We start from the raw sequence: 26,513 nt of genomic DNA, 5'->3' as shown, positions 1-26,513 counted from the left end.
CGGCCGGGCCGTCAAGGCTCACTGCGACAGGCGCAGGCTGGTCAGCGACTGGCCGATCGACTGAAAGGCGGCGGTCAGGGCGGCGGCGTCGGTCGCGTCGTAATAGTGACCGGAGCTGCTCGCACAGCCCTGCAGCATGGTCTTTGCGGCCACGTCCGTGACGGCGAAGGCGACCGTGAAGACCTCGATCTTCTTCGACTTCGCGTAGTCGCAGATCTTTGTCGTGTCGACGTTCGTCGTCGTGACGTGCCCATTGTTGGTGGCGTTCTGATGGGTGCCGTCGGAGGCCCGGAAATACATGGTGTTCGCGCCGTCCGTCATCAGCACCATCGCCTTGCGCGGCATCTTGTTGGCCGTGTCGTACACCTTGCCTTCGGCGAAGGGTTCTGTCGGGGAGAGCACGTTGACGCCCCAGATCAGCCCGCCCGGAATATAGGTCGAGGGCTTGTAGCCGCCGATATTGATGATCAGCTTGTCGATCGCGCTGGTCAGAACAGCCTTGTCGGAGGTCAGGGGCACGATCGGGTTGAGGCAGCGCTGGCTGGTGCCGAGGAAGCCCGTATAGGGCGAGGTCGGCTCGCTGTCGTTCAGGCGCAACTCGCCGGTCTTGCGCGACAGGACGCAGCCATACCACTTGTAGTTGGTCACGGTCGTCTTGGCGGGCGTGGGGCCGCTGCAGGACTGATAGGGCGTGATCGGCTGCTGGACGCAGGTCTGCGGCGTGCAGTCATAGGTCGAGACGACGCCGTCGGTCGTCGAGGTGCAGGTCTTCGGCGCCCCCTTCGTGCAGACCTGCTTCGTCGAGATCGTCTTGCAGGTGTAGGGAACGGCAGGAGTCGTCTTCGATGTCGAGTAGTCGGCCGGGACCGACATCCAGGCCTGATTGCGGTTGCCGACGCCGACATTGACGTAGTCGGCGAAGGGCACGATGCCGATCTTCACATTGGTGCCGCCCTGGGCGAGGACCGTGTTGATCAGGTTTTTCGCGGCCGATTTCAGCACGGTGATCTTGGAGCCGCCGCCGCCGGCGCTGTCGGACATCGACCAGGTGTTGTCGAGCACCAGCGCCATTTCGACCGTGCCGGTCACCTCCTTCAGCGCGGCCGAGCGCGAGCTGAACCCCATCGTCTTGATGCCGATGATCGACATCAGGGAGGTGTCGAGCACGCCGCTGCTCTCGATCGTCACGGTGCCCGACGATTCCTGGAAGTCGAACTTGGTGATCTGGATGTTCTGCCCGTCCATGCCAACCGTGTTGGCGACGAAGAACTTGTCGGCTGCCGCACGCATGGTGGCGGCATCCTTGCTCGGCAACCTTGCGGCTGCGAGCGCGGCGGAATCGGTCGCCGCCTGCAGGCCGGAGTGGACCTTGCTCAGGCGGCCATAGTCGAGAACCGCTCCGGCCATGCAGATCAGCGCGACGCCGGCGAAGGCGAACATGGTGACGGTCGCACCGGAGTCATCGCGGCGAAAACGGCGGACAACCTCGAGGACGACATCTCGACAGAAGGGGTGCATCGCAGCCTCTCAACTCTGGCGATGGCCCCAGGACTGTCCGGCCGAGCGCCGGAAGCCTGAAGCCGATCACGATGCCGGAGGTTATGCCGGCCAGAGGTTGCGATTCCGTTCCGTCAATTGTCGAAACTCCGCGATGTCTCGCATTTTATCGGATGTCAGGTCCGGCTGCGCGGCACGGGCAGGATGCGCGGCGTCAGATAGCCGAACAGCGCGATGGCGACCGCGAAGGCGAGGATGGCCAAAGGGGTTCCCAGGACGCTCATCGCCGCGCCCATCGCAAGTGGCCCGGTGGCCTGGCCGAGGAAGAAGCAGCAGGCGAACAAGGCCATGGCGGAGCCGCGGGCGGCAGGAGCGAGCTCCGTCGCCTGTGCCTGGAACGTGCCATGCAGCAGGAAGAAGCCGAATCCCTGCAGCGCGAAGAGCGGAATCGCGCTCCACCAGACCCAGTCGAAGGCGAAGAGGGAGAGGCCGATCGCGCAGACCACCCCGCCGAGGCGTGTCATCAGCGTGGGGCCGAGGCGCTCGACCAGGATGCGCGTCATCAGCCCGTAGACCAGGCAGCCGAAGCCCATCCCGGCGATCACGAGCCCGGCCTCCGCCGGCCCGACACCCGATCGCTCGAACAGGATCGCGGCGACATAGGCCGGAATGCCGAAGAGCAGGATGCCCTCGACCACGACCAGCCCGTAGAGCAGCCTGGTGCGCGGATTGGCGAAGACGATGCGGTAGTTGGCGAGCGCACCCGCGACGCTGAGCTTGGCGCGCGTCACATTGCGTCGCGGCTTCAGCACGAGCGCGACGAGCACGGCCGCCAGCACCGACACGACCGCCGCCGAGAGGAACGCGGCGCGCCAGCCGGCATGGGTGGCGATCAGCCCCGAACAGGCCGAGCCCGACATCTGCCCGATGATCATCAGCACGAGGAAGCGCCCGAGCGCGATTTGCCGCTCCTGCATCGGCGCGCGGTCGCCGATCGCGGCCATGGCGATCGGGATGATCCCGCCGGCGGCGATGCCGGTGATCGCGCGCACCGCCGTCATGATCTCGTAGGACTGCGAGAGCGCGGCCACCGTCGAGAACAGGGCCAGCGCGATGAGGCAGGTCAGGATCGTCCGGATCTTGCCGATGGCGTCCGCGACCGGCCCGAGAAAGGGCTGGCCGAGCGCATAGGCCAGCGAGAAGCCCGTCACCATCATCACGATCTGGGGAACGCTGCGCTCGAATTCGCCGGCGAGCGTCGGGATCAGCGGATCGATGATCCGCATCGTGAAGGTCGAGGCGAAGCCGCAGGCGCCGAGGACGAGGATGAGGGACGCAAGCGAGGTGGGGGCCGGCGCGGCGGCCGGTCCCGGAGGCGGTGTGTCAGACATAAGCCAGCGTAGGCTGGGCTCTCGCCTTGGCAAGTCGATCGAAGCCTTGCAGCTCTGCGATCAGCGCAGGGAAGGCCGAAAGCGGCACCATGTTGGGGCCGTCGCTCGGGGCGCTGTCGGGGTCCTCATGCGTCTCGATGAAGACGCCGGCGACGCCGACGGCGACTGCCGCCCGCGCCAGAACCGGCACGAACTCGCGCTGCCCGCCGGACGACGAGCCCTTGCCGCCGGGCTGCTGCACCGAATGCGTCGCGTCGAAGATCACCGGCGCGCCGATCGTCTGCGCCATGATCGGCAGGGCCCGCATGTCCGAGATCAGCGTGTTGTAGCCGAAGGAGGCGCCGCGCTCGGTCAGCATCACATTGGGGTTGCCGCTTTCGGTGATCTTGGCGGCGACGTTGACCATGTCCCAGGGCGCGAGGAACTGGCCCTTCTTGACGTTGACGACGCGGCCAGTCCGGGCGGCGGCGACCAGCAGGTCCGTCTGCCGGCACAGGAAAGCCGGGATCTGCAGCACATCGACGCATTCGGCGACCGCAGCGCAGTGCTCGACCTCGTGGACGTCGGTCAGCACCGGCAGGCCCGTCTGCGCGCGGATTTCGGCGAAGACCGGCAGCGCCGCGGCGAGCCCCATGCCGCGCGCCGCCTTGACGCTGGTGCGGTTGGCCTTGTCGAAGGAGGTCTTGAAGACGAGGCCGATGCCGAGTTCCTCGGCGATCTCCTTCAGCGCGAAGGCCATCTCCAGCGCGTGATCGCGGCTTTCCATCTGGCAGGGGCCGGCGATGACCGCCAGCGGCAACCGGTTGCCGAAGCGGACCGGGGCGGCGAGATCGGCACCGACGGTGACGATGGCATTGGCGGTCATGGGCGGCATCTCCCGTCTGCTGAGGCGCCGGGCTTATGGCCGGCGGGGGGCGCGGGTCAAGCCGCGGCCCTGCGACGCCGAAGTTATGCGTCTGACGCGCGATCGCACTGGCGAAGCAGCCCCGAGGTCTGTAAATTCACCTGCGAAGCATTATGTCGGGCAGGTCACGACAGGGATCGATCTTGAGAACGACGGTTGCGAGCACGAAGCGGGCGGAGGGCACCAGCAGGGCGGCCGGCGTCGCTTCATGCGTGGCCTCCGTCGGGACCGCGCCGTCCATGGCCGACCGGCCGCGCCGGGCGGGGCCGCCGGCCGATGGCGGGCGCGAGGGCGCCGGCACGGCCGTCCTGACCCGGACGCGCACCCGCAAGCCCAATCTCTACCGTGTCCTGCTTCTGAACGACGACTACACCCCCATGGAGTTCGTCGTTCATGTGCTCGAGCGCTTTTTCCAGAAGGACCGCGCGGCGGCGACGCAGATCATGATGCATGTGCATCAGAACGGCGTCGGCGAATGCGGGGTCTTCACCTATGAGGTCGCCGAGACCAAGGTGACGCTGGTCATGGATTTGGCGCGCAAGCACATGCATCCGCTGCAATGCGTGATGGAGAAGAAGTAGCCTCTTGAGTTCGCTCATCCCCTCGAAATCGGAATAGGAGCGCAATCCGTGCCGAGTTTCTCGCGCAGTCTCGAACAGGCGCTTCACCGGGCTCTGGCGCTCGCCAACGAACGCCATCACGAATACGCCACTCTCGAACATCTGCTGCTCGCTCTGGTCGACGACCAGGACGCGGCTGCGGTGATGCGCGCCTGTAGCGTCGATCTCGACACGCTCAGGCGCAATCTCGTCGACTATATCGACGCCGAACTCGCCAATCTCGTCACCGACGGGCGCGATGATTCGAAGCCGACCGCCGGCTTCCAGCGCGTCATCCAGCGAGCGGTCATCCATGTCCAGTCGTCGGGCCGGGAAGAGGTGACGGGCGCCAATGTGCTGGTGGCGATGTTCGCCGAGCGCGAGAGCCACGCCGCCTATTTCCTGCAGGAGCAGGACATGACCCGTTACGACGCGGTCAACTACATCAGCCACGGCATCGCCAAGCGCCCCGGCGCCAGCGAGGCACGGCCCGTCCGCGGCGTCGAGGAGGAGCCCGAGCAGCAGCGCGATTCGCGCGCGGCCGATCCGGTCAACGACGCCGACAAGGACAAGAAGAAGAAGGAAAGCGCGCTCGACGCCTATTGCGTCAATCTCAACCGCAAGGCCCGCGATGGGCGGATCGACCCGCTGATCGGGCGCGAGGCCGAGGTCCAGCGCACGATCCAGATCCTCTGCCGCCGGCAGAAGAACAATCCGCTGCTGGTCGGCGATCCCGGTGTCGGCAAGACCGCCATCGCCGAGGGACTTGCTCTCAAGATCACCCGCGGCCAGGTGCCCGAGGTGCTGGAAGACGCCACCGTCTTCTCGCTCGACATGGGCACGCTGCTCGCCGGCACCCGCTATCGCGGCGATTTCGAGGAACGCCTCAAGCAGGTGATGAAGGAGATCGAGGCCCATCCCAAGGCGATCATGTTCATCGACGAGATCCACACGGTGATCGGCGCCGGTGCGACCTCGGGCGGCGCCATGGACGCCTCGAACCTGCTCAAGCCGGCGCTCGCCTCGGGCAGCCTGCGCTGCATCGGCTCGACCACCTACAAGGAGTACCGCCAGTACTTCGAGAAGGACCGGGCTTTGGTACGCCGCTTCCAGAAGATCGACGTCAGCGAGCCCTCGATCCCGGACACGGTCGAGATCCTCAAGGGGCTGAAGCCCTATTTCGAGGAGTTCCACAAGCTGCGCTACACCAACGACGCCATCAAGGCGGCGGTGGAACTGTCGGCGCGCTACATCCATGACCGCAAGCTGCCTGACAAGGCGATCGACGTCATCGACGAGACCGGCGCCTCGCAGATGCTGGTCGCCGAGAACAAGCGCAAGAAGACGATCGGCGTGAAGGAAATCGAGGCGGCCATCGCCACGATGGCCCGAATCCCGGCCAAGACCGTCTCGAAGGACGATGCCGAGGTGCTGCGCAACCTCGAGACCACGCTGAAGCGCACTGTCTACGGGCAGGAGAAGGCGATCGAGGCGCTGTCCTCCTCGATCAAGCTCGCCCGTGCCGGCCTGCGCGACGGCGAGAAGCCGATCGGCTGCTATCTCTTCGCGGGGCCCACCGGCGTCGGCAAGACCGAGGTCGCCCGCCAGCTCGCGACCTCGCTCGGCGTCGAGCTGATCCGCTTCGACATGTCGGAATATATGGAGCGCCACACCGTCTCGCGGCTGATCGGCGCCCCTCCGGGCTATGTCGGCTTCGACCAGGGTGGGCTTCTGACCGACCAGATCGACCAGCATCCGCACAGCGTGCTGCTGCTCGACGAGATCGAGAAGGCCCATCCCGACCTGTTCAACATCCTTCTTCAGGTCATGGACCACGGCAAGCTGACCGACAACAACGGCAAGCAGGTCGATTTCAGGAACGTCATCCTGATCATGACCACCAATGCCGGTGCCGCCGACATGGCCCGCAACGCCTATGGCTTCACTCGGCAGAAGCGCGAGGGCGACGATACGGAGGCGATCAACAAGCTGTTCGCGCCGGAATTCCGCAACCGCCTCGATTCGGTGGTGTCCTTCGGCCATCTGCCGAAGACGGTGGTCGCCCGCGTCGTCGACAAGTTCGTGCTCCAGCTCGAGGCCCAGCTCGCCGACCGCAACGTCACCATCGAGCTCTCGGACGAGGCGCGCGAATGGCTGGTCGAGAACGGCTATGACGAGGCCATGGGCGCCCGCCCGATGGCCCGGCTGATCCAGTCGACGATCAAGACGCCGCTCGCCGACGAGGTGCTGTTCGGACGTTTGAAGAATGGCGGGGCGGTTCGCGTCGTCGTGGTCCAGTCCGAGACCGGCATCAAGGTGCTCGGCCTCGAATTCCCCGACGGGCCGGTCAAGCCCAAGCCCGAGAAGGACGTCGCCGCCGCGGCCGAGAAGCGCGAGCGCAAGCCGCGTGCGAAGGCGGCCGCTGCCAAGCCGGCTCCCGCCCCGCCGCGCCGCAGTGGCCCGGCCGGCAAGGCCGGCAAGGGAGACGGCGGCGGCAAGGGGCCGGAGGCGCCCAAGGGCCAGCGCTCGGTCCGCACCGTCCCCAAGGTCCCGCTGACGAAGGCTTGAGACCGTGTTGTTCAGGCGAAAGACCGATACGCTGCTCGCCCATGCGGCCGAGCCCGCGCCGGAACAGGCCGTTTCGGCGCGCAAGGAAAAGCTGAGCTGGTTCGAGAAGCGCGACCGGCGCCGGCGCCGGCGCAAGATGTTCGAGGAAATCCTGGGCTGGATTCTCGTTCCCGCCTTCGTCTACCTGATCTATCTCGGGGTGCAGGCGATCGGCGGGATCCCCAAGGAAATCATCGATTTCGGCAATGAGTTGCTGGGTATCGTCATGAAGGGCGGGCGCTGACGCGGCTCTCGTCCCCGATAAGCCTTTGCAGCCGGCGCAAGGCCGACCGCCCATCGTCGCGGCTCGGTTCGGCGCCCGCTCCGGGCTAGAAGGACTCTCGCAGACCGCCGTTCGGGACGGGACCTGCTCTCCCCGTCCTCCAAGCCCCCGCGTGCCGATCCTGCCATGACCGTATCCGCAGACTGGACCTGGTGGCGCGTCGCGCTGGCCGGCATGCGCGACGCGCTGTCGCTGCCGGCCTGGGTCGTCGGCTTCGGGCTGGTCGGCATCGGCTCGCTGGCGCGCGATGTCGGCTACCCCGTCGAGGTCGCGGTGCTCTCGACGATGCTGGTCTGGGCCGGCCCTTCGCAGGTGATCTTCTTCGCCTCGATTGCGGCCGGTGCCGCCTGGAGCGCGATCGCGATCGCGGTCGGCTTCGCCTCGCTGCGCTTCCTCCCGATGACGGTGGCGATCCTGCCCTTGCTGCGCCGCCCGGGGCAGGGCGTCGGCATGCAGCTCCTGCTCGCGCATTACGTCGCGGTGACGGCCTGGACGGAAGGCCTGCGCCGGTTGCCGCATGTGCCGCCGCCGCAGCGCGTCGCCTATTTCCTCGGTTTCGCCAACACCTGCATGGCGACGAGCTCCGTCGGCACCTTCCTCGGCTATTATCTGATCGGCGCCTTGCCGATCCCCTTCGCCGCCGGGCTGCTCTGCCTGACGCCGATCTTCTTCCTCGCCTCGCTCACGGCGGGCCTGCGCCATCGCGGCGATGTCACGGCCATCGTGCTCGGCCTCGCGCTGGCGCCGATCTGCGACCGCTTCATCGGCGGCGGCTTCGACCTGATCGTCGCCGGGCTGATCGCGGGCTCGATCGCCTTCGCGCTGCGGCCGAAGAAGGCAGCGCCATGACGGCGACCGCGATCACCCCGCCGATCGCCTGGCTCGACGGCCCGCTCTGGCCCTATCTCGCGCTGGTGCTGTTTGCGGTGCTGCCGACCGAGATCTGGCGCTGGCTCGCGGTGGCGTTCTCGCGGCGGATCGACGCCGATTCGCCCGCGCTCGAATGGGTGAGGGCGGTGGCGACGGCGCTGCTCGCCGGCATCGTCGCCAAGCTGATCGTGGCGCCGCCCGGTGCGCTCGCCGCCGTGCCGCTCGCCCTGCGGGTCGGGGCGCTCACGGTCACGCTCGCGATCATGCTGTTCGACCGAAGGCGGGTGATGCTGGCGGTGCTGGCGGGGGAGGCGACGCTGATCGGCGGCGCCTATTGGCTGCTGGCGCCGTGACGGACCCGCTCAGAGGGCCTTCAGCGCGTCCCTGATCTTGTCGGCGTTCGCGGCGAGGACCTCGGGCTTTTCCATCGCGCCGGTGTGGGGTTTCATCGCAACCCCGTCATGGCGCGGAATGACATGGACATGCAGGTGGAACACCACCTGTCCGCCGGCCGCCTCGTTGAATTGCTGGATCGTGACGCCATCGCCGTCGAATGCCGCCTTCACGGCGCGCGCCAGCTTCTGCGTCGTCAGCGCGACCGCCTGGAGCGCCTCGGGCGGCGCGTCCAGCACATTTCGGCAGGCCACCTTGGGGATCACCAGCACATGCCCGTCGGCCCGCGGCATGATGTCCATGATCGCGACCGTCGCCTCGTCCTCGTAGACCGTGTGGGAAGGCAGCTCGCCCCGCAGGATGCGGGCGAAGACGTTGCTGGGATCATAGGCGGTCATGCGACATCCGGGGCAGGCGGGACGAACGGGGCGCCAGCCTGTCGCGCCCGGGCGGTCGGCGTCAAGGCCGGAGCGGTTTCGCGGAGATCGGCGCCTCGGCTTAGAGGGCCAGCCTGTCGGCGATCTGCGAATCCAGGACCAGATCGTCGCAGGCACCGAGCAGCCAGAGTTCCGTCACCTCAATGCGCACCAGCGACACGCCCCACCAGCGCGCGATGATCTCCGCCAGCGCGGCGGTCTCGCTGGCGTCGAGATCGTCGGTCAGGTTGTAGAGCCCGACGAGGTAGAGATCGCCGGGCGGGCGACCGAAGGCCGCCTGCACTTCATGGATCGGGTTCAGCCCGTCCCGCTTCTGCGGATAGACCCGCAGATAGATCCGCCCGCGATTGACGTTGCCCGAGAAGGGCCCGCGCAGATCGACCGCGAAGGGCTCGATTCGGGAGAGGGCGGCGCGGGTATCGTTCGAGATCGTCGGCGCGTCCCCGGTCGAGAGCGTGCCGCACAACGTCGCATGCAGCCGCTGTGCGCGTCGCGGCAGGATGTCCCAGGCGATCTTCGCTGCGAACGGAGCCGCGCGCATCTCGGCGTCGAGCTTTTGGAAGGGCTCCGACGCTGCCAGCAGGGCTCCGTCGATGGGCAGGACCAACGAGAAGACGGGCGGATGCCGCCCTATCTCATAGGATCGCCCCTCCTGCCGCGCGATCACGCGGGGATGGTCCGGCGCGACGAGCGGCAGATGCGCCAGTCGATAGGGCTCGTCCAGCGTCAGCTGACCCTGCGCGAAATCGGTCAGGCTGCGCCGGTAGCCCAGTTCGCCGTCCTCCCAGAAGGCAGGCCCGGCGGAGCCTTTTGGATCAGACATCGGCATCGCCGGATTTGCGGAACGGGCTTTCGGCCGCCAGCGCCGCCTGCGCCTCGGCGATCTGCGCCCGCTCGCGTGTCAGGTAATGGGCGACCGCCCGCTTCAGGCCGGGATCGGCCAGATGGTGCAGCGACCGGGTCACCACGGGGCGGTAGCCGCGCGCCAGCTTGTGCTCGCCCTGAGCTCCCGCCTCGACGCGGGCGAGCCCCTGCGCGATCGCATAGTCGATGGCCCGGTGGTAGCAGACCTCGAAATGCAGGAAGGGGTGATCCTCTATGCAGCCCCAGTTGCGGCCATAGAGCGTGTCGGCGCCGCGGAAATTGATCGCGCCGGCGATGTAGCGCCCGTCGCGCTTCGCCATCACCAGCACGATCCGCTCGCCCATCGCCGCGCCGACGCAGGAAAAGAAGGCCCGGTTCAGATAGGGCCGCCCCCATTTGCGCGAACCGGTATCCTCGTAGAACGCATGGAAATCGTCCCAGACCCCCTCGGTCAGGTCGCTGCCGCTGAGCACCTCGATGGTGATCCCGGCGGCCAGCGCCTCGCGGCGCTCGCGCTTCAGCGCCTTGCGCTTGCGCGAGGCCAGCGTCGCCAGGAAGTCGTCGTAGGTGCCGAAACCCTCGTTGCACCAGTGGAACTGGAGGTCGTGCCGCTCGAGATAGCCGGCCTCCCGCAACGTCGCGACGTCGGGCTCCCCAGCGAAGGTGACATGGACGGATGAGGCTTCGGTCTGGTCGCACAGCGCCTCCAGCCCCGCGATCAGCCCGGCGCGGGCCTGTCCCGCCCGCGGACCGGGCGCCACCAGCAGACGTGGCCCGGTCGCAGGGGTGAAGGGCGCCGCGACCTGGATCTTCGGGTAGTAGCGCCCGCCCGCCCGCTGATAGGCCTCGGCCCAGCTGTGGTCGAAGACATATTCGCCCTGGCTGTGGCTTTTGAGGAAGCTCGGCGCGGCGGCGAGGAGCCTGTCCTCGCCATCCTCAACCAGCAGATAGGCCGGCGACCAGCCCGAGCGGCCGCCGACGCAGCCGCTCTCCTCGAGCGCACGCAGGAATTCATGGCAGACGAAGGGGTTTTCGCGATCGAACCCCGCCGCCATCGCGTCTTGCGCCTGCGGATGGGCGCAGGCGTTCCAGGCCGCGGCCGGAACCGCCTTCAGCGAGGTCGCGACGCGCACCCGGAGGTCGTCGGCCCCGCTCTCGCTCAAGGCTTGAAGCCCTCGAACACCATCTGGTCGGCGAGTCGCGAGGCCTTCTCCCGGTCCTCCGGGGTCCGCACCGTCCAGCTCATCAGCGGCATGCCCAGGACGTTGCGGCAGAGATAGGGCGCCGCGCTGTCGAGATCCGTGACCCTCCAGGACAGGAAATCCGGCCAACTCCGCTCGAAATGCAGCAGATTGGCCATGGCCCGACGCTGGCCCGCATCGAGATGGGCATAGTCCGGATAGGAATAGTCGTTCATCGCGACGATCCCGCGCGGCACAGTGGGAGCGATCTCGTGCAGCGCCGCGACGATGTCGGGATCGAAGGATTTGAACACGATCGGCTGACTGGCGCGGCCGGCGACGATCTCGGCGGCGCGCCGGGTCAGCCTGAGATCGCCGTCGAATCGGCTCTTGATCTCGATCACGAGTGGCACCCGCCCGCCGATCAGGTCGAGAAAGCCCGAAAGCGTCGGGATGCGGGCATTACTGCCGCGCAGCGGAATCGCCGCGAGCGCCTCCGCCGTCTGTGCCGAGACGGCGCCCTGGCGCTCGGTCAGCCGGTCCAGCACGAAATCATGGAAGACCATCGCCTCGCCATCGGCGCTGAGCTGGATGTCGCATTCGATGCCGAACCCGCCGGCGATGGCCGCCTCGGCTGCCGGACCGCTGTTCTCGATCACGCCCGCGGCGGCGTCATGGAGCCCGCGATGGGCGATCGGGCGGGCGATCAGCCAGCCGAGATCGGGACGGGCACCGTCGTTCAGGAGAGGGCCGCGCATCAGGCGATCTCGAACATCGCCTCGACCTCGACCGCCGCATCGGCCGGCAACTGCGCCACGCCGATCGTCGAGCGGGCATGGCGGCCCTTGTCGCCGAGCACATCGACCATCAGGTCCGAGGCGCCGTTCATGATCGCGGGCAGGGCGGCGAAATGCGGCGCGACATTGATGAAGCCGCCGAGACGCACGCAGCGGGTGATCCGGCTGAGATCGCCGTTCAGCGCCGCCTTGGCCTGGGCGAGCACGTTGATGGCGCAGAGCCGCGCGGCCTCGAGACCGGCCTCGTTGAAGATCTCGCCCCCGAGCTTGCCCTTGTGGGCGTCGGAGAGCTTGCCGTCGAGCCCGAAGCAGAGCTGCCCCGAGATCACCAGGAGATTGCCGCTGATGACGTGGGGGACATAGTTCGCGATCGGCGCGGCCGGGGTCGGCAGGGTGATGCCGAGTTCGGCGAGACGGGTATCGACGGCGTTCATCGGGACGGCTCCACAGGGTGCTGTCGGCGGGAGCACCGTCCCGCACGCAGGCGTCTTTCATGGCCGATGCCCGGGCCGCCCGCAAGCTGGCCGCCATGCGCCGCGCTGCCGCGTCGCCCGCGCAGTGCGAGCGGCGACAGCACCACAGGCCGCACCGTCGCCTTGTTTGCGCCATCGCCGCAATGCACCTAGATTCCCGCAGCATGAACAGGGAAGGCGACGGGCCCGATGACGACGAACGCAACCGGTTGGGCGGGGTGTCTGGCGCTCCTGGCGCTCTGGAGCGGGCCGGCCGGCGCCCAGGCGCAACCGGCCGATCGCGTCGTCCTCGCCCCGCACCGGGCGGTCTATGATCTGGTGCTCGATTCCGGCAAGGCGACCAAGAACGTCGACTCGGCCCGCGGCCGCATCGCCTTCGATTTCACCGGCGACGCCTGCGACGGCTATGCGCTCTCCTTCCGGCAAGTCACGCAGCTCCAGAGCGGCGAGGGCGGCCCGCGGCTGATCGATGCGCGGACGACGAGCTTCGAGGCCGGCGACGGCGGGAGCTACCGCTTCAAGACCGAGAGTTCGGCCAGCGGCACCCCGAAGGAGACCGTCGATGGCACGGCGACCCGCACGGGGCAGGGCTATGAGGTCAAGCTGACCGCGCCCAAGCCCGAGACGCATCGCGAGCCGGTCGCGGCCCTGTTCCCCAATGCCCAGATGAAGGCGGTCATCAAGGCGGCGCGCGAGGGGCGCAACACGCTGAACGTCCGGCTCTATGACGGCGCCAATGGCGGCAAGGACGTCTACGAGACGCTTTCGGTCATCGGCCGCAAGCTCGACAGCAAGCCCGCCGAGGAGCCGCTGCAGCGCCCCGAATTCGAGAAGCTGGCCCGCTGGCCGGTGACGATGTCCTATTTCAAGGTCGGCTCCGGCGAGACGACGCCGACCTACACGATCTCGTTCGAGCTCTACGAGAACGGCGTCACCGGCGCCGTCAGGCTCGATTACGGCAGCTTCGCGCTGCGCGGCACGCTCACGCGTCTGGATCTTCTGCCTCAGGCGGATTGCGCGAAATAGCGGTGCCGGAGCCGGCCCGCTGCGGCAGGCGCAGGCTCAGGCCCTTGCCGATCGCGGCGTCGCCGAAGCGCGCGCGCAGGCTGTCGAGGGCCCCCTCCATCGCCTTCAGCCGCGGTGTCGCGACATCGGCGAGATCGCCGTGGTCGGCTTCTTCCGGGCCGGTCAGGTCGCTCGCGCCGATGCCGATCAGCCGGTAGCGCGGCCCGGTGCATTCGCGCCGCAGCAGCTCGCGTCCCGCCACGAACAGCCGCGCGGCGAGCTGGGTCGGCTCGGGCAGCCGCGTCGCCCGCGTGATCGAATGGAAATCCGCCGTCTTCAGCTTCAGCGTGATCGTTCGGCCCGCCAGTTCCTGATGCTTCAGACGCTTGGAGGTCTTCTCGCAGAGGCGCCAGAGCACCGGCTCCAGCTCCTCGAAGCGGGACAGGTCGACATCCAGCGTGGTCTCGCTGGACACGCTCTTGGTTTCGCGGTCGGGCGTGACACGGCGCGGGTCGATGCCGTTGGCGAGGTTCTTCAGCCGCGGGCCGTCCTTGCCGGCCAGCCGGAAGAGTTTTTCGACCGGCGCCTCGCGCAGATCGCCGATCAGACGGAAGCCCGCCTCGGCCAGCTTGGCCGCGCTGGCCTGGCCAATGCCGGGAATGAGACCGACCGGCTTGGCGGAAAGGAAGGCCACGGCTTCCGCCCGCCCGATCACCGAGAAGCCGCGCGGCTTGTCCATGTCGGAGGCGACCTTGGCCAGGAACTTCGCATAGGACAGCCCGACCGAGACGGTGATGCCGATCTCGGCCTCGATCCGCCGGGCGAAACGCGCCAGCGTGATCGCGGGGCTGGCATGGTGCAAGAGCTCCGTGCCCGCGAGGTCGAGGAAGGCTTCGTCGATCGAGATCGGCTCGACCAGCGGCGTCAGCTCCTGCATCAGTCGGCGCACCTGCCGGCCGACGGCGACGTATTTCGCCATGTCGGGCTTGACGACCACGGCCTGCGGGCAGGCCTTCAGCGCCTTGAACATCGGCATGGCCGAGCGCACGCCATAGGTCCGGGCGATGTAGCAGGCGGTCGAGACGACACCGCGCTTGCCGCCGCCGATGATCACCGGCTTGTCGAGCAGGCTGGGATCGTCGCGCTTCTCGATGGCGGCGTAGAAGGCGTCGCAGTCGATATGCGCGAGGCTGAGGGCATCCCGCTCGGGGTGCCGCAGCAGCCGTGGCGAGCCGCAGGCCGGGCAGCGGCGGGGCGAATCCCCCTCCGCCTCGTGCTCGGTCAGGCAGTCGCGGCAGAGGACGCGCCGCGCCGCCACGGGCTGCACCGCGCTCAATCGGCCACGCCGCCGGGCGGACCGCTCAGGCGCTCGCGCGCCAGGGCGACCGTCTCGGGGGCCACGCCGAGATTGGCGGCGAATTCGAGCAGCAGCGAATCGCTGCCGCCGACATGCTCGAGAACGGCGGCGAGAAAGGCCGGCTCCCCCGCCGCCGCCCGCAAGGTCGCCGGTCCTAGGCCGGTGACGGCGAGAAAGGGCTCGAGCCGCTCGGGCTCGGCGGCGAGAAAGCCCAGGGCGCGCAGGGCCAGCATCTCCGCTTCGTCGAGGCTCGGTGATCTGGCCATGGCTTTCGAAAGGCTCCTGTCGGAATCGGTCTTCGGGTTTGCGTTTCGTCAACGGCTTACGTGTTACGCATCATGGAACGAGGCTGCCAGCTTGGACAATCTGGATCAGTCCCCGATGTCCGTGGCGCAAATGAAGGGCGGCATCATGAAGACGGTTCTGATCGTCGAGGACAACGAGCTCAACATGAAGCTCTTCAACGACCTCCTCGAGGCGCATGGCTACGCCACGCTGAAGACGGCCGACGGCATCGAGGCGATCGAGCTGGCCCGGGCGCATCATCCCGACCTCATCCTCATGGACATCCAGCTGCCCGAGGTTTCGGGGCTCGAGGTCACGAAATGGCTGAAGGAGGATGACGACCTGAAGGCGATTCCGGTCGTCGCGGTCACCGCCTTCGCGATGAAGGGCGACGAGGAACGCATCCGGGAGGGCGGCTGCGAGGCTTATCTCTCGAAGCCGATCTCGGTCGCGAAGTTCCTGGAGACCGTCCGCGCCTATGCCGGCGCGGCCTGAGCCTTCGAAAGCGAACCCATGTCCGCGCGCGTCCTCGTCGTCGACGACATCGTCACCAATGTGAAGCTGCTGGAGGCGAAGCTCTCCGCGGAGTATTTCGACGTCGTCACCGCGCTGAACGGCCCCGACGCCATCGCCATTTGCGAACGTGGCGAGGCCGACATCGTCCTGCTCGACGTGATGATGCCAGGCATGAACGGCTTCGACGTCTGCCGTCGCCTCAAGAGCGAGGCGACGACGGCGCATATCCCCGTCGTGATGGTCACCGCGCTCAACCAGCCGGGCGACCGGCTCAAGGGTCTCGATGCCGGGGCCGATGATTTCCTGACCAAGCCGCTCGACGACACCGCGCTCTTTGCGCGGGTCCGCAGCCTCGTGCGGCTGAAATCGATGACCGACGAACTGCGCAACCGCGCGCTCGCCTCGCGCCGCCTCGGCATCGCCGATCCGCTGGCGGCGGCGGCCTCGGAGACGGGGCTGAACGGCCGCATCCTCGTGGTCGAGGACCGGCCGCGCGTGATCGAGCGACTGGAGAGTGCCCTGTCGGCCTTCCATGTCGTCGAGACCGAGCCGGACCCGCAGCAGGCGCTGCTGCGCGCCGTCGAGGGCGATTTCGACAGCGTCCTCGTCAGCCTCGATCTGCAGGGCTATGACGGGCTGCGCCTGTGCAGCCAGCTGCGGTCGCTCGAGCGGACCCGCAACGTCTCCGTGCTGATGATGGGGGAGGCGGAGGACCGCACCCGCATCCTGCGTGGCCTCGAGATCGGCGCGCATGACTTTCTGATCCGGCCGATCGATCGCAACGAGCTGCTCGCCCGCGTCCGCACCCAGGTGCGCCGCAAGCGGTTCACCGAGAAGCTGCGCGACAGCGTGCAGTCGTCGATGGAGATGGCGGTGATGGACCAGCTCACCGGGCTGCACAACCGCCGCTACATGGACATCCGCATGGCGGCGCTGTTCGACGAATCCGCCCTGCGCGCCCGCTCGCTGGCCCTGCTCGTGCTCGACATCGACCATTTCAAGCGGGTCAACGACAGCTACGGCCATGATGTCGGCGACGAGGTTCTGCGCGAATTCGCCGACCGCGTCCGCTCCTGCACCCGCGGCATCGATCTCGTCGCCCGCATGGGGGGCGAGGAGATCGTCGTGGTGCTGCCGGATACGGCGCTCGACGCCGCCTATGCGGTTGCCGAACGCATCCGCGAGCGGGTCGTGTCGGAACCCTTCGGCATTCAGGGCGCGACGAACAGCATTCCCGTCACCGTCTCGATCGGCGTGTCGAGCCGGCGCGCCGGCGACGCCTCGCCCGCCGAGATCATGAAGCGCGCCGACGACGCGCTCTATCTGGCCAAGGCCAATGGCCGCAATCGCGTCATCGCCGCCAACGCCGCCTGACGCGGCGCGCTGCGCGGCGCCGCGACTGGTTACGCGGTAAGGTTAAGCGCCGAAGATCATTGGTGAATCGCGTCCGCGCGATTGATTCGAAGGCCTTGCCCCTGCAATGGTCCGGCCGACGCAGCGTCAATGGCTGCATCGCGACGCCCCCCGGCTCTCAGGTCCGCCGCATCTCCTGGGAACCCGGAGGGCTCGGCCGGTCGGTTGCGGACATTCTGGCCTCCTCAGAACCGCCGCCGGCCGGCCACCTCTCCCCCGCCTCAGAAATACTGCGAGAGCACGGCCGGCACGAGATAGCCGAGCCCGGCGAAAATCGCGAGGATGGCGATGAGCGCAACCGCCGCGACGACGCGGTTGCCGAGGAAGCGCGAGGAATCGATTTCGATGAGGAGTTTCAGCAGCCGGCGGCCGGCCCCGTGAGGCGTGCTGCGGGCGTCGGGATCGGGGTCTGCGGCGTTCACGGGTCGGTCTTCCGGTGACGAGGGACGAACGCCTGCGCAGCGCGCATCGCTGCCGCAGGTGGTCGTCGCCCCCGACCGATCCTCAACCTGACATCATTCAGCGTGCCGCGGCGTGACAATTGCGCCGCAGCCGAGCAAAAAGTCGCTCTCCGGGTCTCGCTGCATCGTCATCCTGGCAGGATGCGCCCGCCGCCGGCGGAGGAATGTCTAAAGCCCGGTCGCGCGCCGCAGCGCTGCGTTGATGCGGTCCTGCCAGCCGGGGCCCTCGTCCTGGAAATGCGCGAGCACGTCGCTGTCGATCCGCAGCGAGACGAGTTCGCGCGCGCCGGGCACGGCCATGCGCTTCTCCGCAGGCGGGGCCACCCTCGGTACGGCCACGGTGAACAGCGCCTCGGCCTTGTCGCGTGCGCTCATCGGCCGGCGGGGCCTGTCGGTGCTCATGGCGTCATGACCTTCCTGCGGAGGGGCGGGGGCTCACGCCGCCAGCGTCGCTCCGGCAACAAAAAACCGCCCGGGAGAGGGCGGTTTCGATGGCGACCGGGATCGGCAGGCGCAAGCGCCTCACTTGATCTTGGTTTCCTTGAACTCGACGTGCTTGCGCGCGACGGGGTCGTACTTCTTCATCGACATCTTTTCGGTCATCGTGCGCGAGTTCTTCTTCGTCACGTAGAAGTAGCCGGTGTCGGCGGTCGAAAGCAGCTTGATCTTGATGGTCACGGCCTTGGCCATGGGGATATCCTCGAACCATGCGGGGCTGATGAGGCCCACGGAAAATGAGAAAGGCCGGGCGAACCCGGCAAACCGTCGGGCGTGGGAATGCCGGAAAGCCCCGCCGAAGTCAAGGCGCCATGGCGCTGTGCGCCGCGCATCGCCCCGGCCGAAGCCTCAGAGTTCCTCGCGGACGAAGGCGCCATTCTTCTCCCAGTAGAAGGGCACCGGCAGAAAGGGCGCGAAACCCCCTTCGATCCGGGCTTCGACCTCCTGGATGATCACCTTGGTGATCGTCGGCAGATCGAGCGCCTTCGCCTCGTCGAAATCGACCCAGACCAGGTCGACCAGCTCCGAATCGGGCCCGACCACGTTCTCGATGCGCTTGGCGACGGCCGAGGCGTCGACGGTGAAGAAGCGGGTGTCGAAGCGCTTGGGGCGCCGCGGCGGCGTGATCGCGCGTGCCACATAGGAGACGGCGGAGAGATCGGGATAGACGCCGTGGGCGGCGAAGTCCGTCCAGCTTCCGGCCGGCGGCGCCTCGGGTGCACCGTAATCCGCCGAGCCGAAGAGCAGGCCGGTCTCCTCGAAGGTCTCGCGGATCGCCGCCAGCGCCAGCGCGCGCGCCTTGCCGATGCTGGGGCGCACGGTGCGCTTCAGCAGGCGGTCCTCGCAGATCTGGGCCAGCGCTCCGGTGGCAGCCATGCGACGGTCGCCCGGGTCGAGGCGCCCGCCTGGGAAGACATATTTGCCCGGCATGAACTTGTGGCCGGCATGGCGCTTGCCCATCAGGATCCGCGGCTTGGCGGCCCTGAGGTCGAGGATCATCATCGTCGCCGCGTCGCGGGGGCGCTGATTGGCGGCGACCCGAACCCGCTCGGCGTTCGTCAGGGTGACGGCGTGGTCGTTCATGGCTGCTGGACCGCAGGCGGCAAGGGTTGGCGTTCCGGCAGGTCCGGCATCCCGCCGAAGCCGTGCATGCGCATCGCCCATTGCAGCCAGATGACGCCGCCCTTCACCGGCTGCATCAGCAGCAGGGAGAGGATGATGGTCAGCGCCGGCCAGATCGCCATGTGCAGGCCCATCGACCAGTCGGCGTATTTTTCGGCCAGCAGCAGGCCGCCGACGACGACATGCCCGACGATGGTGATGACGACATAGGGCGGCAGATCGTCGGCGCGCTGGTGATGCAGCGCCTCGCCGCAGGCCTCGCAGGTGTCGACCGGCTTCAGGAAGCCCTTGAACAGGCGCCCCTGGCCGCAATGCGGGCAGCGCCTGCGCAGGCCGTTGCCGATCGCCCGGCGCCAGTCTCGCGCCTGCGGTTGGGGGGCCGCCGTGTGGATCTGGACTGCCATCACCGCCTCTTTCCGGATTTGGGTTTGCCGGCCTTGCCCTTGGCGAAGCGCCCCGGGCCGCTGCGGCCACCGGGCGGACCGCCGAAGGCGCCGGCCTTGCCGCGGCGCGGCGCGGGCCCGTGTCCGCCGAGGCCGCCTCCCGTCGCCGCGCGGCCGGCCGAGAGCAGTTCGAAGCGCAGCGCGCCGGCGACCGGTGCCGCCTCGACGAGCTTCACATGGACGCGGTCGCCGAGGCGGAAGCTCTCGCCCGTGCGCTCGCCGATGAGGGCATGCGCCGCCTCGTCGTAGCGGTAGTAGTCGGCGCCGAGCGTCGAGGCAGGAATGAAGCCGTCGGCGCCGGTGCCGTCGAGCTTGACGAAGAGCCCCGCCTTGTTGACGCCGCCGATGCGCCCATCGAAGGAGGCGCCGATCTGGTCGGCGAGGAAATGCGCGATCAGCCGGTCCACCGTCTCGCGCTCGGCCGCCATGGCGCGCCGCTCGGCGGCCGAGATCCGCGTCGAGACCTCGCGCAGCGTCTCCAACGTCGTGCCCTTCGGCAGGCCGTCCTCGCCGAAGCGCTGGGCCGCGATCAGGGCGCGGTGGACGACGAGATCGGCATAGCGCCGGATCGGCGAGGTGAAATGGGCGTAGCGGCGTAAATTGAGCCCGAAATGCCCGTAATTCTCGGCGACATACTCCGCCTGGGCCTGGCTGCGCAGCACGACCTCGTTGATGAAGATCTCGTTCTCCGAGCCCTTGATCATGCCGAGGATGCGGTTGAACAGCGCCGGGCGCAGCACGCCCTCCTTGGGCAGCTTGATGCCGATCGAGGCCAGCACCTCGCCGAGCGCGCGCATCTTCTCGAGCGAAGGCTCGTCATGGCAGCGATAGATCAGCAGGCTGCCGGCCTTCTCCAGGGTCTCAGCCGCCGCGACATTGGCGAGGATCATGAACTCCTCGATCAGCTTGTGCGCCGCCAGCCGCTCCGGCACGACGACGCGGTCGACCGAGCCGTCCGCTTTCAGGATCAGCTTGCGCTCGGGCAGGTCGAGATCCAGCGGCTGGCGCGCATCGCGGGCGCGCGCCGCCACGCCATAGGCCGCCCAGAGCGGCATCAGGATCGTGTCGCGGACGGCCGAGGCCTTCTCGTCGCCCTGTCCGTCGATGGCGGCCTGCGCCTGCTGGTAGGAGAGCTTGGCGGCCGAGCGCATCAGGATGCGGTGGAAGGAATGGCTCTTCTTCGAGCCGTCGGCCTTGAGCACGAGCCGCACCGCCAGCGCGGGCCGGTCCTCGCCCTCGCGCAGGGAGCACAGATCGTTCGAGATCCGCTCTGGCAGCATCGGCACGACGCGGTCGGGGAAATAGACCGAGTTGCCGCGCTCCAGCGCCTCCCGGTCGAGCGCGGAGCCCGGCCTGACATAGGCCGCGACATCGGCGATCGCGACGGTGACGACATGGCCGCCGGGGTTGTCGGGGTCGCCGTCGGGCGCGGCATGGACGGCGTCGTCATGGTCCTTGGCGTCGGCGGGGTCGATCGTGATCAGGGGCAGGTCGCGCCAGTCCTCGCGTCCCGCCGTGCCGGCCGGCCGCACCGCCTCGGCTTCCGCGATCGTGGCCGGCTGGAAGACGTTGGGAATGCCATGGGCGTGGATCGCGATCAGGCTCACCGCCCGCTCCGACTTCAGCGAGCCCAGCCGCTCCTTGACCTGCGCTTCGGGCGGGCCGAAGCGGGTCTCGCGTCGCAGCGCCACCGAGACCAGGTCGCCATCCTGCGCATCGCCGGTCTGGCCCTTCGGGATCAGCGCCTCGCGCCCTTGCGCCTTCTTGTCGATCGGGATCAGGCGGCCCGAACCGTCCGGCATGGCGCGGAAGATGCCGAGCACCTGCGCCTTGCCCTTGCCCATCACCTTCAGCACGCGACCGGAATAGGGATAACCCTCGACGCCCTTCAGCCGCGTCAGCTTGAGCAGCACCTGGTCACCGAAGGCCGGCGCCGGCGCGGCATGGCGCTTCGCCCGGAACTCGCGCGGCCGCTCGATCAGGATGCGGGGCGCCGTGCCGTGATCGGCCTCGTTCCACTCGAGCGGCACGGCATAGGCGTCGCCGTCGCGATCCTTGCCTTTGATCTCGCAGAGCAGCACCGGGGGCAGGGCGCCGCGCGGATGCACTGGCCGCTCGACGCCGTCGCCGCCGGTCTCGCCCTCTTCCTCGAGCTCCTTGAGCAGGCGCTTCAACCAGATCTTGCCGCCGCCCGAGAGCCCGAACGCCTTGGCGATCTCGCGGCGGCCGACCTCGCGCCCGGCTTCGCGCTCTGCGTCGATGAAGTCGAGGATCGCCTCGCGGCTGGGTTCAGGCGCGGACAAGGCCGAAGCTTTCCGGATGGGGCAGGGACTGCGTCATCCGCCTGATGTGGCATGCGCGACGGCCGGATACCAGAACCGGCGGTGGATTCCTCCCCTGCAACGGAAGAAGGGCCGCCCTTTCGGGCAGCCCTTCCATTGCCGAACCGCAGCCCCGGTAACCGGGCCTGAAGGTCCAAAACTCAGGCGGAACACGACCCCCACGGAGAGAGAGACCCTGTCTGCCCGCCTTGAACCAGCGGTTGATGACAATGAGACACTGGATCACCTCCTTTCAGTTGTTACCGACCAGAGGAGGCTAGGGCGATTCCCGTCACGGCGTAAATGTCAAAAAACGCGCTGCCTTTCGCCGCTGCGAAGCCGGCTTTTGCGGCGGTATCGTCGACGTGACGTGCCGCTGCCTGTTCGGTGGGCGGTTCGTCTGCTCATGAAATGGGCAGACATGGCGCTGATGCACGATCCTTGCGTGTTGGAGCGGCTGCCTCGCAGGAAATGGCGTTGACGGCGCATGAATGGCAGAGACTTGTGGGCCTGTAACGTCCGGTTGTGCCGTTGGCACGCCCCTTGCCAGTTCAGTCTCCGGGCCGGGGAGGCCCGCCGACGCCTGTTCGAAGGCGCGGCCAACCAGGGTTGGTTCGGGGGATCATCCGTGAACACCACACGTCGCGTTATTCTGGGCGCCGCACTCGCGGGCGCCACCATGCTTGCATCCCATCTGCCGGCGGCGGCGCAGGAGACCATCAAGGTCGGCATCCTTCACTCGCTCTCGGGCACGATGGCGATCTCCGAGACGACGTTGAAGGACGTCATGCTCATGCTCATCGAGGAGCAGAACAAGAAAGGCGGCGTGCTCGGCAAGAAGCTCGAGGCCGTCGTCGTCGATCCGGCTTCGAACTGGCCGCTGTTCGCCGAGAAGGCCCGCGAACTGATCACCAAGGACAAGGTCTCGGCCGTGTTCGGATGCTGGACCTCCGTGTCCCGCAAATCCGTGCTGCCCGTCTTCAAGGAGCTGAACTCGATCCTGTTCTACCCCGTCCAGTACGAGGGTGAGGAAAGCGAGCGCAACGTCTTCTACACCGGCGCGGCGCCGAACCAGCAGGCGATCCCCGCGGTCGACTATCTCGCGAAGGAAGAGAAGGTTCAGCGCTGGGTGCTGGCCGGCACCGACTACGTCTATCCGCGCACAACCAACAAGATCCTCGAGGCCTATCTGCTCGCCAAGGGCGTGGCCAAGGAGGACATCATGATCAACTACACGCCCTTCGGTCATTCCGACTGGCAGACGATCGTCTCCGACATCAAGAAGTTCGGCACCGCCGGCAAGAAGACCGCCGTGGTCTCGACGATCAACGGCGACGCCAACGTGCCCTTCTACAAGGAACTCGGCAACCAGGGCGTCAAGGCCACCGACATCCCGGTCGTCGCCTTCTCGGTCGGCGAGGAGGAACTGGCCGGCATCGACACCAAGCCGCTGGTCGGCCATCTCGCCGCCTGGAACTACTTCCAGTCGGTCAAGACGCCGGAGAACGAGGCCTTCATCAAGCAGTGGAAGGCCTTCAAGAAGAACGACAAGGCCGTCACCAACGACCCGATGGAGGCCCATGTCATCGGCTTCGCCATGTGGGTGAAGGCGGTCGAGAAGGCCAAGAGCTTCGATCCCGACAAGGTGATCGACGCGCTGCCGGGCATCCAGGCGCCGAACCTGACCGGCGGCATCTCGACGATGCTCCCCAACCACCACATCACCAAGCCCGTGCTGATCGGCGAGATCAGGGCCGACGGCCAGTTCGACGTGGTCTCCAAGACTGATCTCGTGCCCGGAGACGCCTGGTCCAAGCACCTCGACGGTTCGAAGGACCTGATCGGCGACTGGGTCGAGAAGAAGTGCGGCAACTTCAACACCAAGACCGGCAAGTGCGGCGGCGCCTGACGACTTGAGAGGGGGAGGGCCGGCACGGGCGCCATAAGGCCCGGCCGGCCCTCGCAATCAGCGGCACCCCCGGCTCGGGCCGGGGGTGTTCGCGAAACCACGACCCGGCGCTGCGCTCCGCCCGCCGACGGATCATTCGAAGCGAGCCCATGCGGATCCTGTCCTGCCTTCTGCGCACCCTGGCGCTGGCGATGCTGCTCGCGCTCCACCCGGGCGCGGCAACCGCCCAGAGCGCCGACGACGCCTTCGTCCGGCTCGGTGCCGACAGTTTTTCCGAAACCAACCGTGCCATCGAAGCGCTGATCGCCCAGGCGCATCCGCAGGCGGCCGTGATCATCGAGGCGCTGGCCGAGGGCCGGCTGCTGGCCGGTGGCGGCGCCGTCGTCGTCCGGATGCCGGATGGCCGCGTCCTCGATGCCCGCACCGGCGCGGCTCTCGCTGCCGCGCCTTCGGGTCTGGCGGCCGTACGGCTCAACAACAGCGTCCGCCGCACCATTCAGGGCGCGCTGGGCGGTCTCGGCCTGCTCAATCCCGATGCCGGCCGGCGCATCGCCGCGGCCGAGGCCGTGTTCAAATCGCGTGATGCGTCGCTTCTGCCGGTGCTCGAAGGCGCCATCGCCAAGGAGGCCGATGCGCGGGTCAAGGCCGTGCTGCGCCAGGCCCAGGCCGCCATCCTCGTCGCGAAGCCGGACGCACCGCCCTTCGACCGCATCGCCGCCATCGACGTGCTGCGCGAGCGCGGCGACCAGGATGCTCTGGCGACTTTGCGCTCGCTGCCGGCCGACGCCTCCGCCTCGCTGAAGGACGCCCAGGCCCGCGCCGTCTCCGACATCGAGGGCCGGCTGGCGCTGTGGCGGGCCGGACAGAACCTCTGGTACGGGCTCTCGCTCGGCTCGGTGCTGCTGCTCGCCGCGATCGGGCTGGCCATCACCTTCGGCGTGATGGGCGTGATCAACATGGCCCATGGCGAGATGGTCATGATCGGCGCCTACACGACCTTCATCGTCCAGGAGGTCATCCGCACCAGTGCGCCGGGCCTGTTCGACTATTCGCTGCTGATCGCCGTGCCGCTCGCCTTCCTGGTGGCGGGGCTGGTGGGCATCGCCATCGAGCGCGGCGTCATCCGCTTCCTCTATGGCCGGCCGCTGGAGACGCTGCTCGCGACCTGGGGCATCAGCCTGATCCTGCAGCAGGCGGTCCGCACCGCCTTTGGGCCCACCAACCGCGAGGTCGGCGCGCCGGCCTTCATGTCGGGCGCGGTCGAGATCGGCCAGCTCGCCATCACCTGGAACCGGCTCTGGATCATCGTCTTCGCCGGGCTCGTCTTCGCCGCCCTGCTGGCGATCCTGAAGCTGACGCCGATCGGCCTGCAGATGCGCGCCGTCACCCAGAACCGGCGCATGGCCTCGGCCATGGGCATCCGCACGGGCCGCGTCGACGCGCTGACCTTCGGGCTCGGCTCCGGCGTGGCGGGGCTCGCCGGTGTCGCGCTCTCGCAGATCGACAATGTCAGCCCCAATCTCGGCCAGAGCTACATCATCGACTCATTCATGGTCGTGGTCTTCGGCGGGGTCGGAAATCTCTGGGGCACGCTGGTCGCCGCCATGACGCTGGGCGTCGCCAACAAGCTGCTCGAACCCTATGCGGGGGCGGTGCTCGGCAAGATCGCGCTGCTCGTCTTCATCATTCTCTTCATCCAGAAGCGCCCGCGCGGCCTGTTCGCGCTCAAGGGCCGGGCGGTGGAGGCATGATCGCGCGCTTCCTCCTGCAGGACATGGACCGGCGCGGCACGGTCTTCCTCGCCCTCATCGCCGGCCTCGCCATCCTGATCCCGGCGCTGAACCTGCTCGTGCCGGCCGGCTCGCCCTTCCATGTCCCGACCTCGACCATGTCGCTCTGGGGCAAATATCTCTGCTACGCGCTGCTGGCGATCTCGCTCGACCTCGTCTGGGGCTATTGCGGCATCCTCTCGCTCGGCCACGGCGCCTTCTTCGCGCTCGGCGGCTATGCGATGGGCATGTATCTGATGCGCCAGATCGGCTCGCGCGGCACCTATGGCAACCCGATCCTGCCGGACTTCATGGTCTTCCTGAACTGGAAGGAGCTGCCCTGGTACTGGTACGGCTTCGACTCCTTCCCCTTCGCCATGCTGATGGTGCTGCTCGCGCCCGGGCTGCTCGCCTTCGTCTTCGGCTGGTTCGCCTTCCGCAGCAGAGTCACCGGCGTCTATCTCTCGATCATCACCCAGGCGCTGACCTACGCCCTGCTGCTCGCCTTTTTTCGCAACGACATGGGCTTCGGCGGCAACAACGGCCTGACCGATTTCAAGGACATCCTCGGCTTTAACGTCCAGGCGCAAGCGACTCGCGCGGCTCTGTTTTCCATGACCTGCGTCATGCTGATCGCGGGCTTCCTGATCGCGCGCGGCATCGTCGTCTCGAAGCTCGGCAAGGTCGTCATCGCGATCCGCGACGCGGAGTCGCGCACGCGCTTCCTCGGTTACCGGGTCGACCGCTTCAAGCTCTTCGTCTTCACGGTCTCGGCCTGCATGGCGGGCGTCGCGGGGGCGCTCTACGTGCCCCAGGTCGGCATCATCAACCCCAGCGAATTCGCCCCCGCCAACTCGATCGAGACCGTGATCTGGGTCGCCGTCGGCGGGCGCGGCACGCTGGTCGGCGCGGCGCTGGGCGGCGGCGTCGTCAACTACGCCAAGACGATCTTCACCTCCGGCTTCATGGCGCCCTACTGGCTGTTTGCGCTCGGTGCGCTCTTCGTCTTCGTCACCCTCTTCATGCCCAAGGGCATCCTCGGCACGGCGCAGGACTGGTGGGAGAAAAGGCGCCGGCCGCCTCCCGCGACAGCGCCCGAACCGGCCCCGGCGGAGTGA

27 protein-coding genes are annotated in these 26,513 nt (G+C 67.9%); 11 read left to right on the top strand and 16 right to left on the bottom strand.

The window, feature by feature from the left end; all coding sequences use genetic code 11:
* Positions 1 to 18: 18 nt before the first annotated feature.
* From SJY11_RS16790 to kdsA, 3 genes are all read right to left on the bottom strand, one after another.
* Positions 19 to 1,440: a pilus assembly protein TadG-related protein gene (locus tag SJY11_RS16790; RefSeq protein ID WP_376987906.1), complete on the bottom strand. Its 1,422-nt coding sequence runs from the start codon at positions 1,438 to 1,440 to the stop codon at positions 19 to 21.
* Between the two features lie 233 nt (positions 1,441 to 1,673).
* Positions 1,674 to 2,888 (bottom strand): MFS transporter, encoded by a 1,215-nt coding sequence (locus SJY11_RS16785; RefSeq protein ID WP_376987905.1) that lies wholly within the window; start codon positions 2,886 to 2,888, stop codon positions 1,674 to 1,676.
* Positions 2,881 to 3,753: a 3-deoxy-8-phosphooctulonate synthase gene (gene kdsA, locus SJY11_RS16780; protein WP_376987904.1), complete on the bottom strand. Its 873-nt coding sequence runs from the start codon at positions 3,751 to 3,753 to the stop codon at positions 2,881 to 2,883. The genes SJY11_RS16785 and kdsA overlap by 8 nt, the downstream gene beginning before the upstream one ends.
* Before the next feature lie 278 nt (positions 3,754 to 4,031).
* On the opposite strand from kdsA, the gene clpS reads away from it, so the two are divergent.
* From clpS to SJY11_RS16755, 5 genes are all read left to right on the top strand, one after another.
* The gene (gene clpS, locus SJY11_RS16775) at positions 4,032 to 4,373 is read left to right on the top strand and encodes an ATP-dependent Clp protease adapter ClpS (RefSeq protein ID WP_066716606.1); all 342 of its coding nucleotides are present in this window, start codon (positions 4,032 to 4,034) and stop codon (positions 4,371 to 4,373) included.
* Positions 4,374 to 4,421: 48 nt separating this feature from the next.
* The gene (gene clpA, locus SJY11_RS16770) at positions 4,422 to 6,959 is read left to right on the top strand and encodes an ATP-dependent Clp protease ATP-binding subunit ClpA (protein ID WP_376987903.1); all 2,538 of its coding nucleotides are present in this window, start codon (positions 4,422 to 4,424) and stop codon (positions 6,957 to 6,959) included.
* Between the two features lie 4 nt (positions 6,960 to 6,963).
* Complete coding sequence (locus tag SJY11_RS16765) at positions 6,964 to 7,242, top strand: hypothetical protein (RefSeq protein ID WP_376987902.1); 279 nt, start codon at positions 6,964 to 6,966, stop codon at positions 7,240 to 7,242.
* A gap of 165 nt (positions 7,243 to 7,407) precedes the next feature.
* The gene (locus tag SJY11_RS16760) at positions 7,408 to 8,130 is read left to right on the top strand and encodes an AzlC family ABC transporter permease (protein ID WP_376987901.1); all 723 of its coding nucleotides are present in this window, start codon (positions 7,408 to 7,410) and stop codon (positions 8,128 to 8,130) included.
* Complete coding sequence (locus SJY11_RS16755) at positions 8,127 to 8,504, top strand: AzlD domain-containing protein (RefSeq protein WP_376987900.1); 378 nt, start codon at positions 8,127 to 8,129, stop codon at positions 8,502 to 8,504. The genes SJY11_RS16760 and SJY11_RS16755 overlap by 4 nt, the downstream gene beginning before the upstream one ends.
* 9 nt (positions 8,505 to 8,513) lie before the next feature.
* On the opposite strand, the gene SJY11_RS16750 is transcribed toward SJY11_RS16755, so the two are convergent.
* From SJY11_RS16750 to SJY11_RS16730, 5 genes are all read right to left on the bottom strand, one after another.
* A complete protein-coding gene (locus SJY11_RS16750; protein WP_376987899.1) occupies positions 8,514 to 8,942 on the bottom strand; it encodes an HIT family protein in 429 nt (142 codons plus the stop codon).
* A 100-nt stretch (positions 8,943 to 9,042) separates the two neighbouring features.
* Entirely contained in the window at positions 9,043 to 9,804 is a 762-nt protein-coding gene (locus tag SJY11_RS16745; RefSeq protein ID WP_376987898.1) for a hypothetical protein, read from the bottom strand.
* Positions 9,797 to 11,008 (bottom strand): GNAT family N-acetyltransferase, encoded by a 1,212-nt coding sequence (locus SJY11_RS16740; protein WP_376987897.1) that lies wholly within the window; start codon positions 11,006 to 11,008, stop codon positions 9,797 to 9,799. Before SJY11_RS16740 ends, SJY11_RS16745 begins: the two co-directional genes overlap by 8 nt.
* Positions 11,005 to 11,784, bottom strand: coding sequence for a glycerophosphodiester phosphodiesterase family protein (locus tag SJY11_RS16735; protein ID WP_376987896.1), 780 nt, complete (start codon positions 11,782 to 11,784; stop codon positions 11,005 to 11,007). Before SJY11_RS16735 ends, SJY11_RS16740 begins: the two co-directional genes overlap by 4 nt.
* A complete protein-coding gene (locus tag SJY11_RS16730) occupies positions 11,784 to 12,257 on the bottom strand; it encodes a RidA family protein (protein WP_376987895.1) in 474 nt (157 codons plus the stop codon). The genes SJY11_RS16735 and SJY11_RS16730 overlap by 1 nt, the downstream gene beginning before the upstream one ends.
* 228 nt (positions 12,258 to 12,485) lie before the next feature.
* On the opposite strand from SJY11_RS16730, the gene SJY11_RS16725 reads away from it, so the two are divergent.
* Positions 12,486 to 13,322, top strand: coding sequence for a cell envelope integrity EipB family protein (locus tag SJY11_RS16725; protein WP_376987893.1), 837 nt, complete (start codon positions 12,486 to 12,488; stop codon positions 13,320 to 13,322).
* Here the strand turns inward: SJY11_RS16725 and SJY11_RS16720 are convergent.
* Together SJY11_RS16720 and SJY11_RS16715 are read right to left on the bottom strand one after the other, a co-directional pair.
* Positions 13,279 to 14,637 carry a DNA polymerase IV gene (locus tag SJY11_RS16720; protein ID WP_376987891.1) on the bottom strand — a complete coding sequence of 453 codons (1,359 nt, stop codon included), beginning with the start codon at positions 14,635 to 14,637 and terminating at the stop codon, positions 13,279 to 13,281. The genes SJY11_RS16725 and SJY11_RS16720 overlap by 44 nt on opposite strands.
* Positions 14,634 to 14,924: a DUF3572 domain-containing protein gene (locus tag SJY11_RS16715; protein WP_376987889.1), complete on the bottom strand. Its 291-nt coding sequence runs from the start codon at positions 14,922 to 14,924 to the stop codon at positions 14,634 to 14,636. Before SJY11_RS16715 ends, SJY11_RS16720 begins: the two co-directional genes overlap by 4 nt.
* 142 nt (positions 14,925 to 15,066) lie before the next feature.
* On the opposite strand from SJY11_RS16715, the gene SJY11_RS16710 reads away from it, so the two are divergent.
* Together SJY11_RS16710 and SJY11_RS16705 are read left to right on the top strand one after the other, a co-directional pair.
* Entirely contained in the window at positions 15,067 to 15,438 is a 372-nt protein-coding gene (locus SJY11_RS16710; protein ID WP_069057147.1) for a response regulator, read from the top strand.
* Positions 15,439 to 15,456: 18 nt separating this feature from the next.
* Positions 15,457 to 16,833, top strand: a complete 1,377-nt coding sequence (locus SJY11_RS16705; RefSeq protein WP_376987887.1) for a PleD family two-component system response regulator — start codon at positions 15,457 to 15,459, stop codon at positions 16,831 to 16,833.
* A 260-nt stretch (positions 16,834 to 17,093) separates the two neighbouring features.
* Here the strand turns inward: SJY11_RS16705 and SJY11_RS16700 are convergent, their stop codons facing one another.
* The 6 genes from SJY11_RS16700 to rnr form a co-directional block, all read right to left on the bottom strand.
* A complete protein-coding gene (locus SJY11_RS16700; RefSeq protein ID WP_326911934.1) occupies positions 17,094 to 17,294 on the bottom strand; it encodes a hypothetical protein in 201 nt (66 codons plus the stop codon).
* 207 nt (positions 17,295 to 17,501) lie between these two features.
* Positions 17,502 to 17,735 carry a BrnA antitoxin family protein gene (locus SJY11_RS16695; protein WP_326911935.1) on the bottom strand — a complete coding sequence of 78 codons (234 nt, stop codon included), beginning with the start codon at positions 17,733 to 17,735 and terminating at the stop codon, positions 17,502 to 17,504.
* Between the two features lie 120 nt (positions 17,736 to 17,855).
* Positions 17,856 to 18,023, bottom strand: coding sequence for a 50S ribosomal protein L33 (gene rpmG / locus SJY11_RS16690; protein WP_054141277.1), 168 nt, complete (start codon positions 18,021 to 18,023; stop codon positions 17,856 to 17,858).
* Between the two features lie 156 nt (positions 18,024 to 18,179).
* Positions 18,180 to 18,914, bottom strand: coding sequence for an NUDIX hydrolase (locus SJY11_RS16685; protein ID WP_376987884.1), 735 nt, complete (start codon positions 18,912 to 18,914; stop codon positions 18,180 to 18,182).
* On the bottom strand, positions 18,911 to 19,357 hold the full coding sequence (locus SJY11_RS16680; RefSeq protein WP_376987882.1) for a DUF983 domain-containing protein: 447 nt from the start codon (positions 19,355 to 19,357) through the stop codon (positions 18,911 to 18,913). Before SJY11_RS16680 ends, SJY11_RS16685 begins: the two co-directional genes overlap by 4 nt.
* On the bottom strand, positions 19,357 to 21,699 hold the full coding sequence (rnr, locus tag SJY11_RS16675; protein ID WP_376987880.1) for a ribonuclease R: 2,343 nt from the start codon (positions 21,697 to 21,699) through the stop codon (positions 19,357 to 19,359). Before rnr ends, SJY11_RS16680 begins: the two co-directional genes overlap by 1 nt.
* A 697-nt stretch (positions 21,700 to 22,396) precedes the next feature.
* Here rnr and urtA point away from each other — a divergent pair.
* The 3 genes from urtA to urtC all read left to right on the top strand — a co-directional run bounded on the left by urtA (position 22,397) and on the right by urtC (position 26,513).
* The gene (gene urtA, locus SJY11_RS16670) at positions 22,397 to 23,626 is read left to right on the top strand and encodes an urea ABC transporter substrate-binding protein (RefSeq protein WP_376989355.1); all 1,230 of its coding nucleotides are present in this window, start codon (positions 22,397 to 22,399) and stop codon (positions 23,624 to 23,626) included.
* A 149-nt stretch (positions 23,627 to 23,775) separates the two neighbouring features.
* Entirely contained in the window at positions 23,776 to 25,377 is a 1,602-nt protein-coding gene (gene urtB, locus SJY11_RS16665; protein WP_376987878.1) for an urea ABC transporter permease subunit UrtB, read from the top strand.
* Entirely contained in the window at positions 25,374 to 26,513 is a 1,140-nt protein-coding gene (gene urtC / locus SJY11_RS16660; protein ID WP_376987876.1) for an urea ABC transporter permease subunit UrtC, read from the top strand. The genes urtB and urtC overlap by 4 nt, the downstream gene beginning before the upstream one ends.

Origin of the sequence: Allobosea sp. R86505, assembly GCF_042466375.1 — a bacterium.
In the GTDB taxonomy this organism is placed as follows: domain Bacteria; phylum Pseudomonadota; class Alphaproteobacteria; order Rhizobiales; family Beijerinckiaceae; genus Allobosea.
This window is presented reverse-complemented; position numbering and strand designations above follow the sequence as displayed.

Coding starts and splice junctions, on each gene's coding strand:
- SJY11_RS16790 (WP_376987906.1), bottom strand. CDS start 1,440: ATGTTCGCCTTCGCCGGCGTCGCGCTGATCTGCATGGCCGGAGCGGTT.
- SJY11_RS16785 (WP_376987905.1), bottom strand. CDS start 2,888: ATGTCTGACACACCGCCTCCGGGACCGGCCGCCGCGCCGGCCCCCACC.
- kdsA (WP_376987904.1), bottom strand. CDS start 3,753: ATGACCGCCAATGCCATCGTCACCGTCGGTGCCGATCTCGCCGCCCCG.
- clpS (WP_066716606.1), top strand. CDS start 4,032: ATGGCCGACCGGCCGCGCCGGGCGGGGCCGCCGGCCGATGGCGGGCGC.
- SJY11_RS16760 (WP_376987901.1), top strand. CDS start 7,408: ATGACCGTATCCGCAGACTGGACCTGGTGGCGCGTCGCGCTGGCCGGC.
- SJY11_RS16755 (WP_376987900.1), top strand. CDS start 8,127: ATGACGGCGACCGCGATCACCCCGCCGATCGCCTGGCTCGACGGCCCG.
- SJY11_RS16750 (WP_376987899.1), bottom strand. CDS start 8,942: ATGACCGCCTATGATCCCAGCAACGTCTTCGCCCGCATCCTGCGGGGC.
- SJY11_RS16745 (WP_376987898.1), bottom strand. CDS start 9,804: ATGTCTGATCCAAAAGGCTCCGCCGGGCCTGCCTTCTGGGAGGACGGC.
- SJY11_RS16735 (WP_376987896.1), bottom strand. CDS start 11,784: ATGCGCGGCCCTCTCCTGAACGACGGTGCCCGTCCCGATCTCGGCTGG.
- SJY11_RS16730 (WP_376987895.1), bottom strand. CDS start 12,257: ATGAACGCCGTCGATACCCGTCTCGCCGAACTCGGCATCACCCTGCCG.
- SJY11_RS16725 (WP_376987893.1), top strand. CDS start 12,486: ATGACGACGAACGCAACCGGTTGGGCGGGGTGTCTGGCGCTCCTGGCG.
- SJY11_RS16715 (WP_376987889.1), bottom strand. CDS start 14,924: ATGGCCAGATCACCGAGCCTCGACGAAGCGGAGATGCTGGCCCTGCGC.
- SJY11_RS16705 (WP_376987887.1), top strand. CDS start 15,457: ATGTCCGCGCGCGTCCTCGTCGTCGACGACATCGTCACCAATGTGAAG.
- SJY11_RS16695 (WP_326911935.1), bottom strand. CDS start 17,735: ATGAGCACCGACAGGCCCCGCCGGCCGATGAGCGCACGCGACAAGGCC.
- rpmG (WP_054141277.1), bottom strand. CDS start 18,023: ATGGCCAAGGCCGTGACCATCAAGATCAAGCTGCTTTCGACCGCCGAC.
- SJY11_RS16685 (WP_376987884.1), bottom strand. CDS start 18,914: ATGAACGACCACGCCGTCACCCTGACGAACGCCGAGCGGGTTCGGGTC.
- SJY11_RS16680 (WP_376987882.1), bottom strand. CDS start 19,357: ATGGCAGTCCAGATCCACACGGCGGCCCCCCAACCGCAGGCGCGAGAC.
- urtA (WP_376989355.1), top strand. CDS start 22,397: ATGCTTGCATCCCATCTGCCGGCGGCGGCGCAGGAGACCATCAAGGTC.
- urtB (WP_376987878.1), top strand. CDS start 23,776: ATGCGGATCCTGTCCTGCCTTCTGCGCACCCTGGCGCTGGCGATGCTG.
- urtC (WP_376987876.1), top strand. CDS start 25,374: ATGATCGCGCGCTTCCTCCTGCAGGACATGGACCGGCGCGGCACGGTC.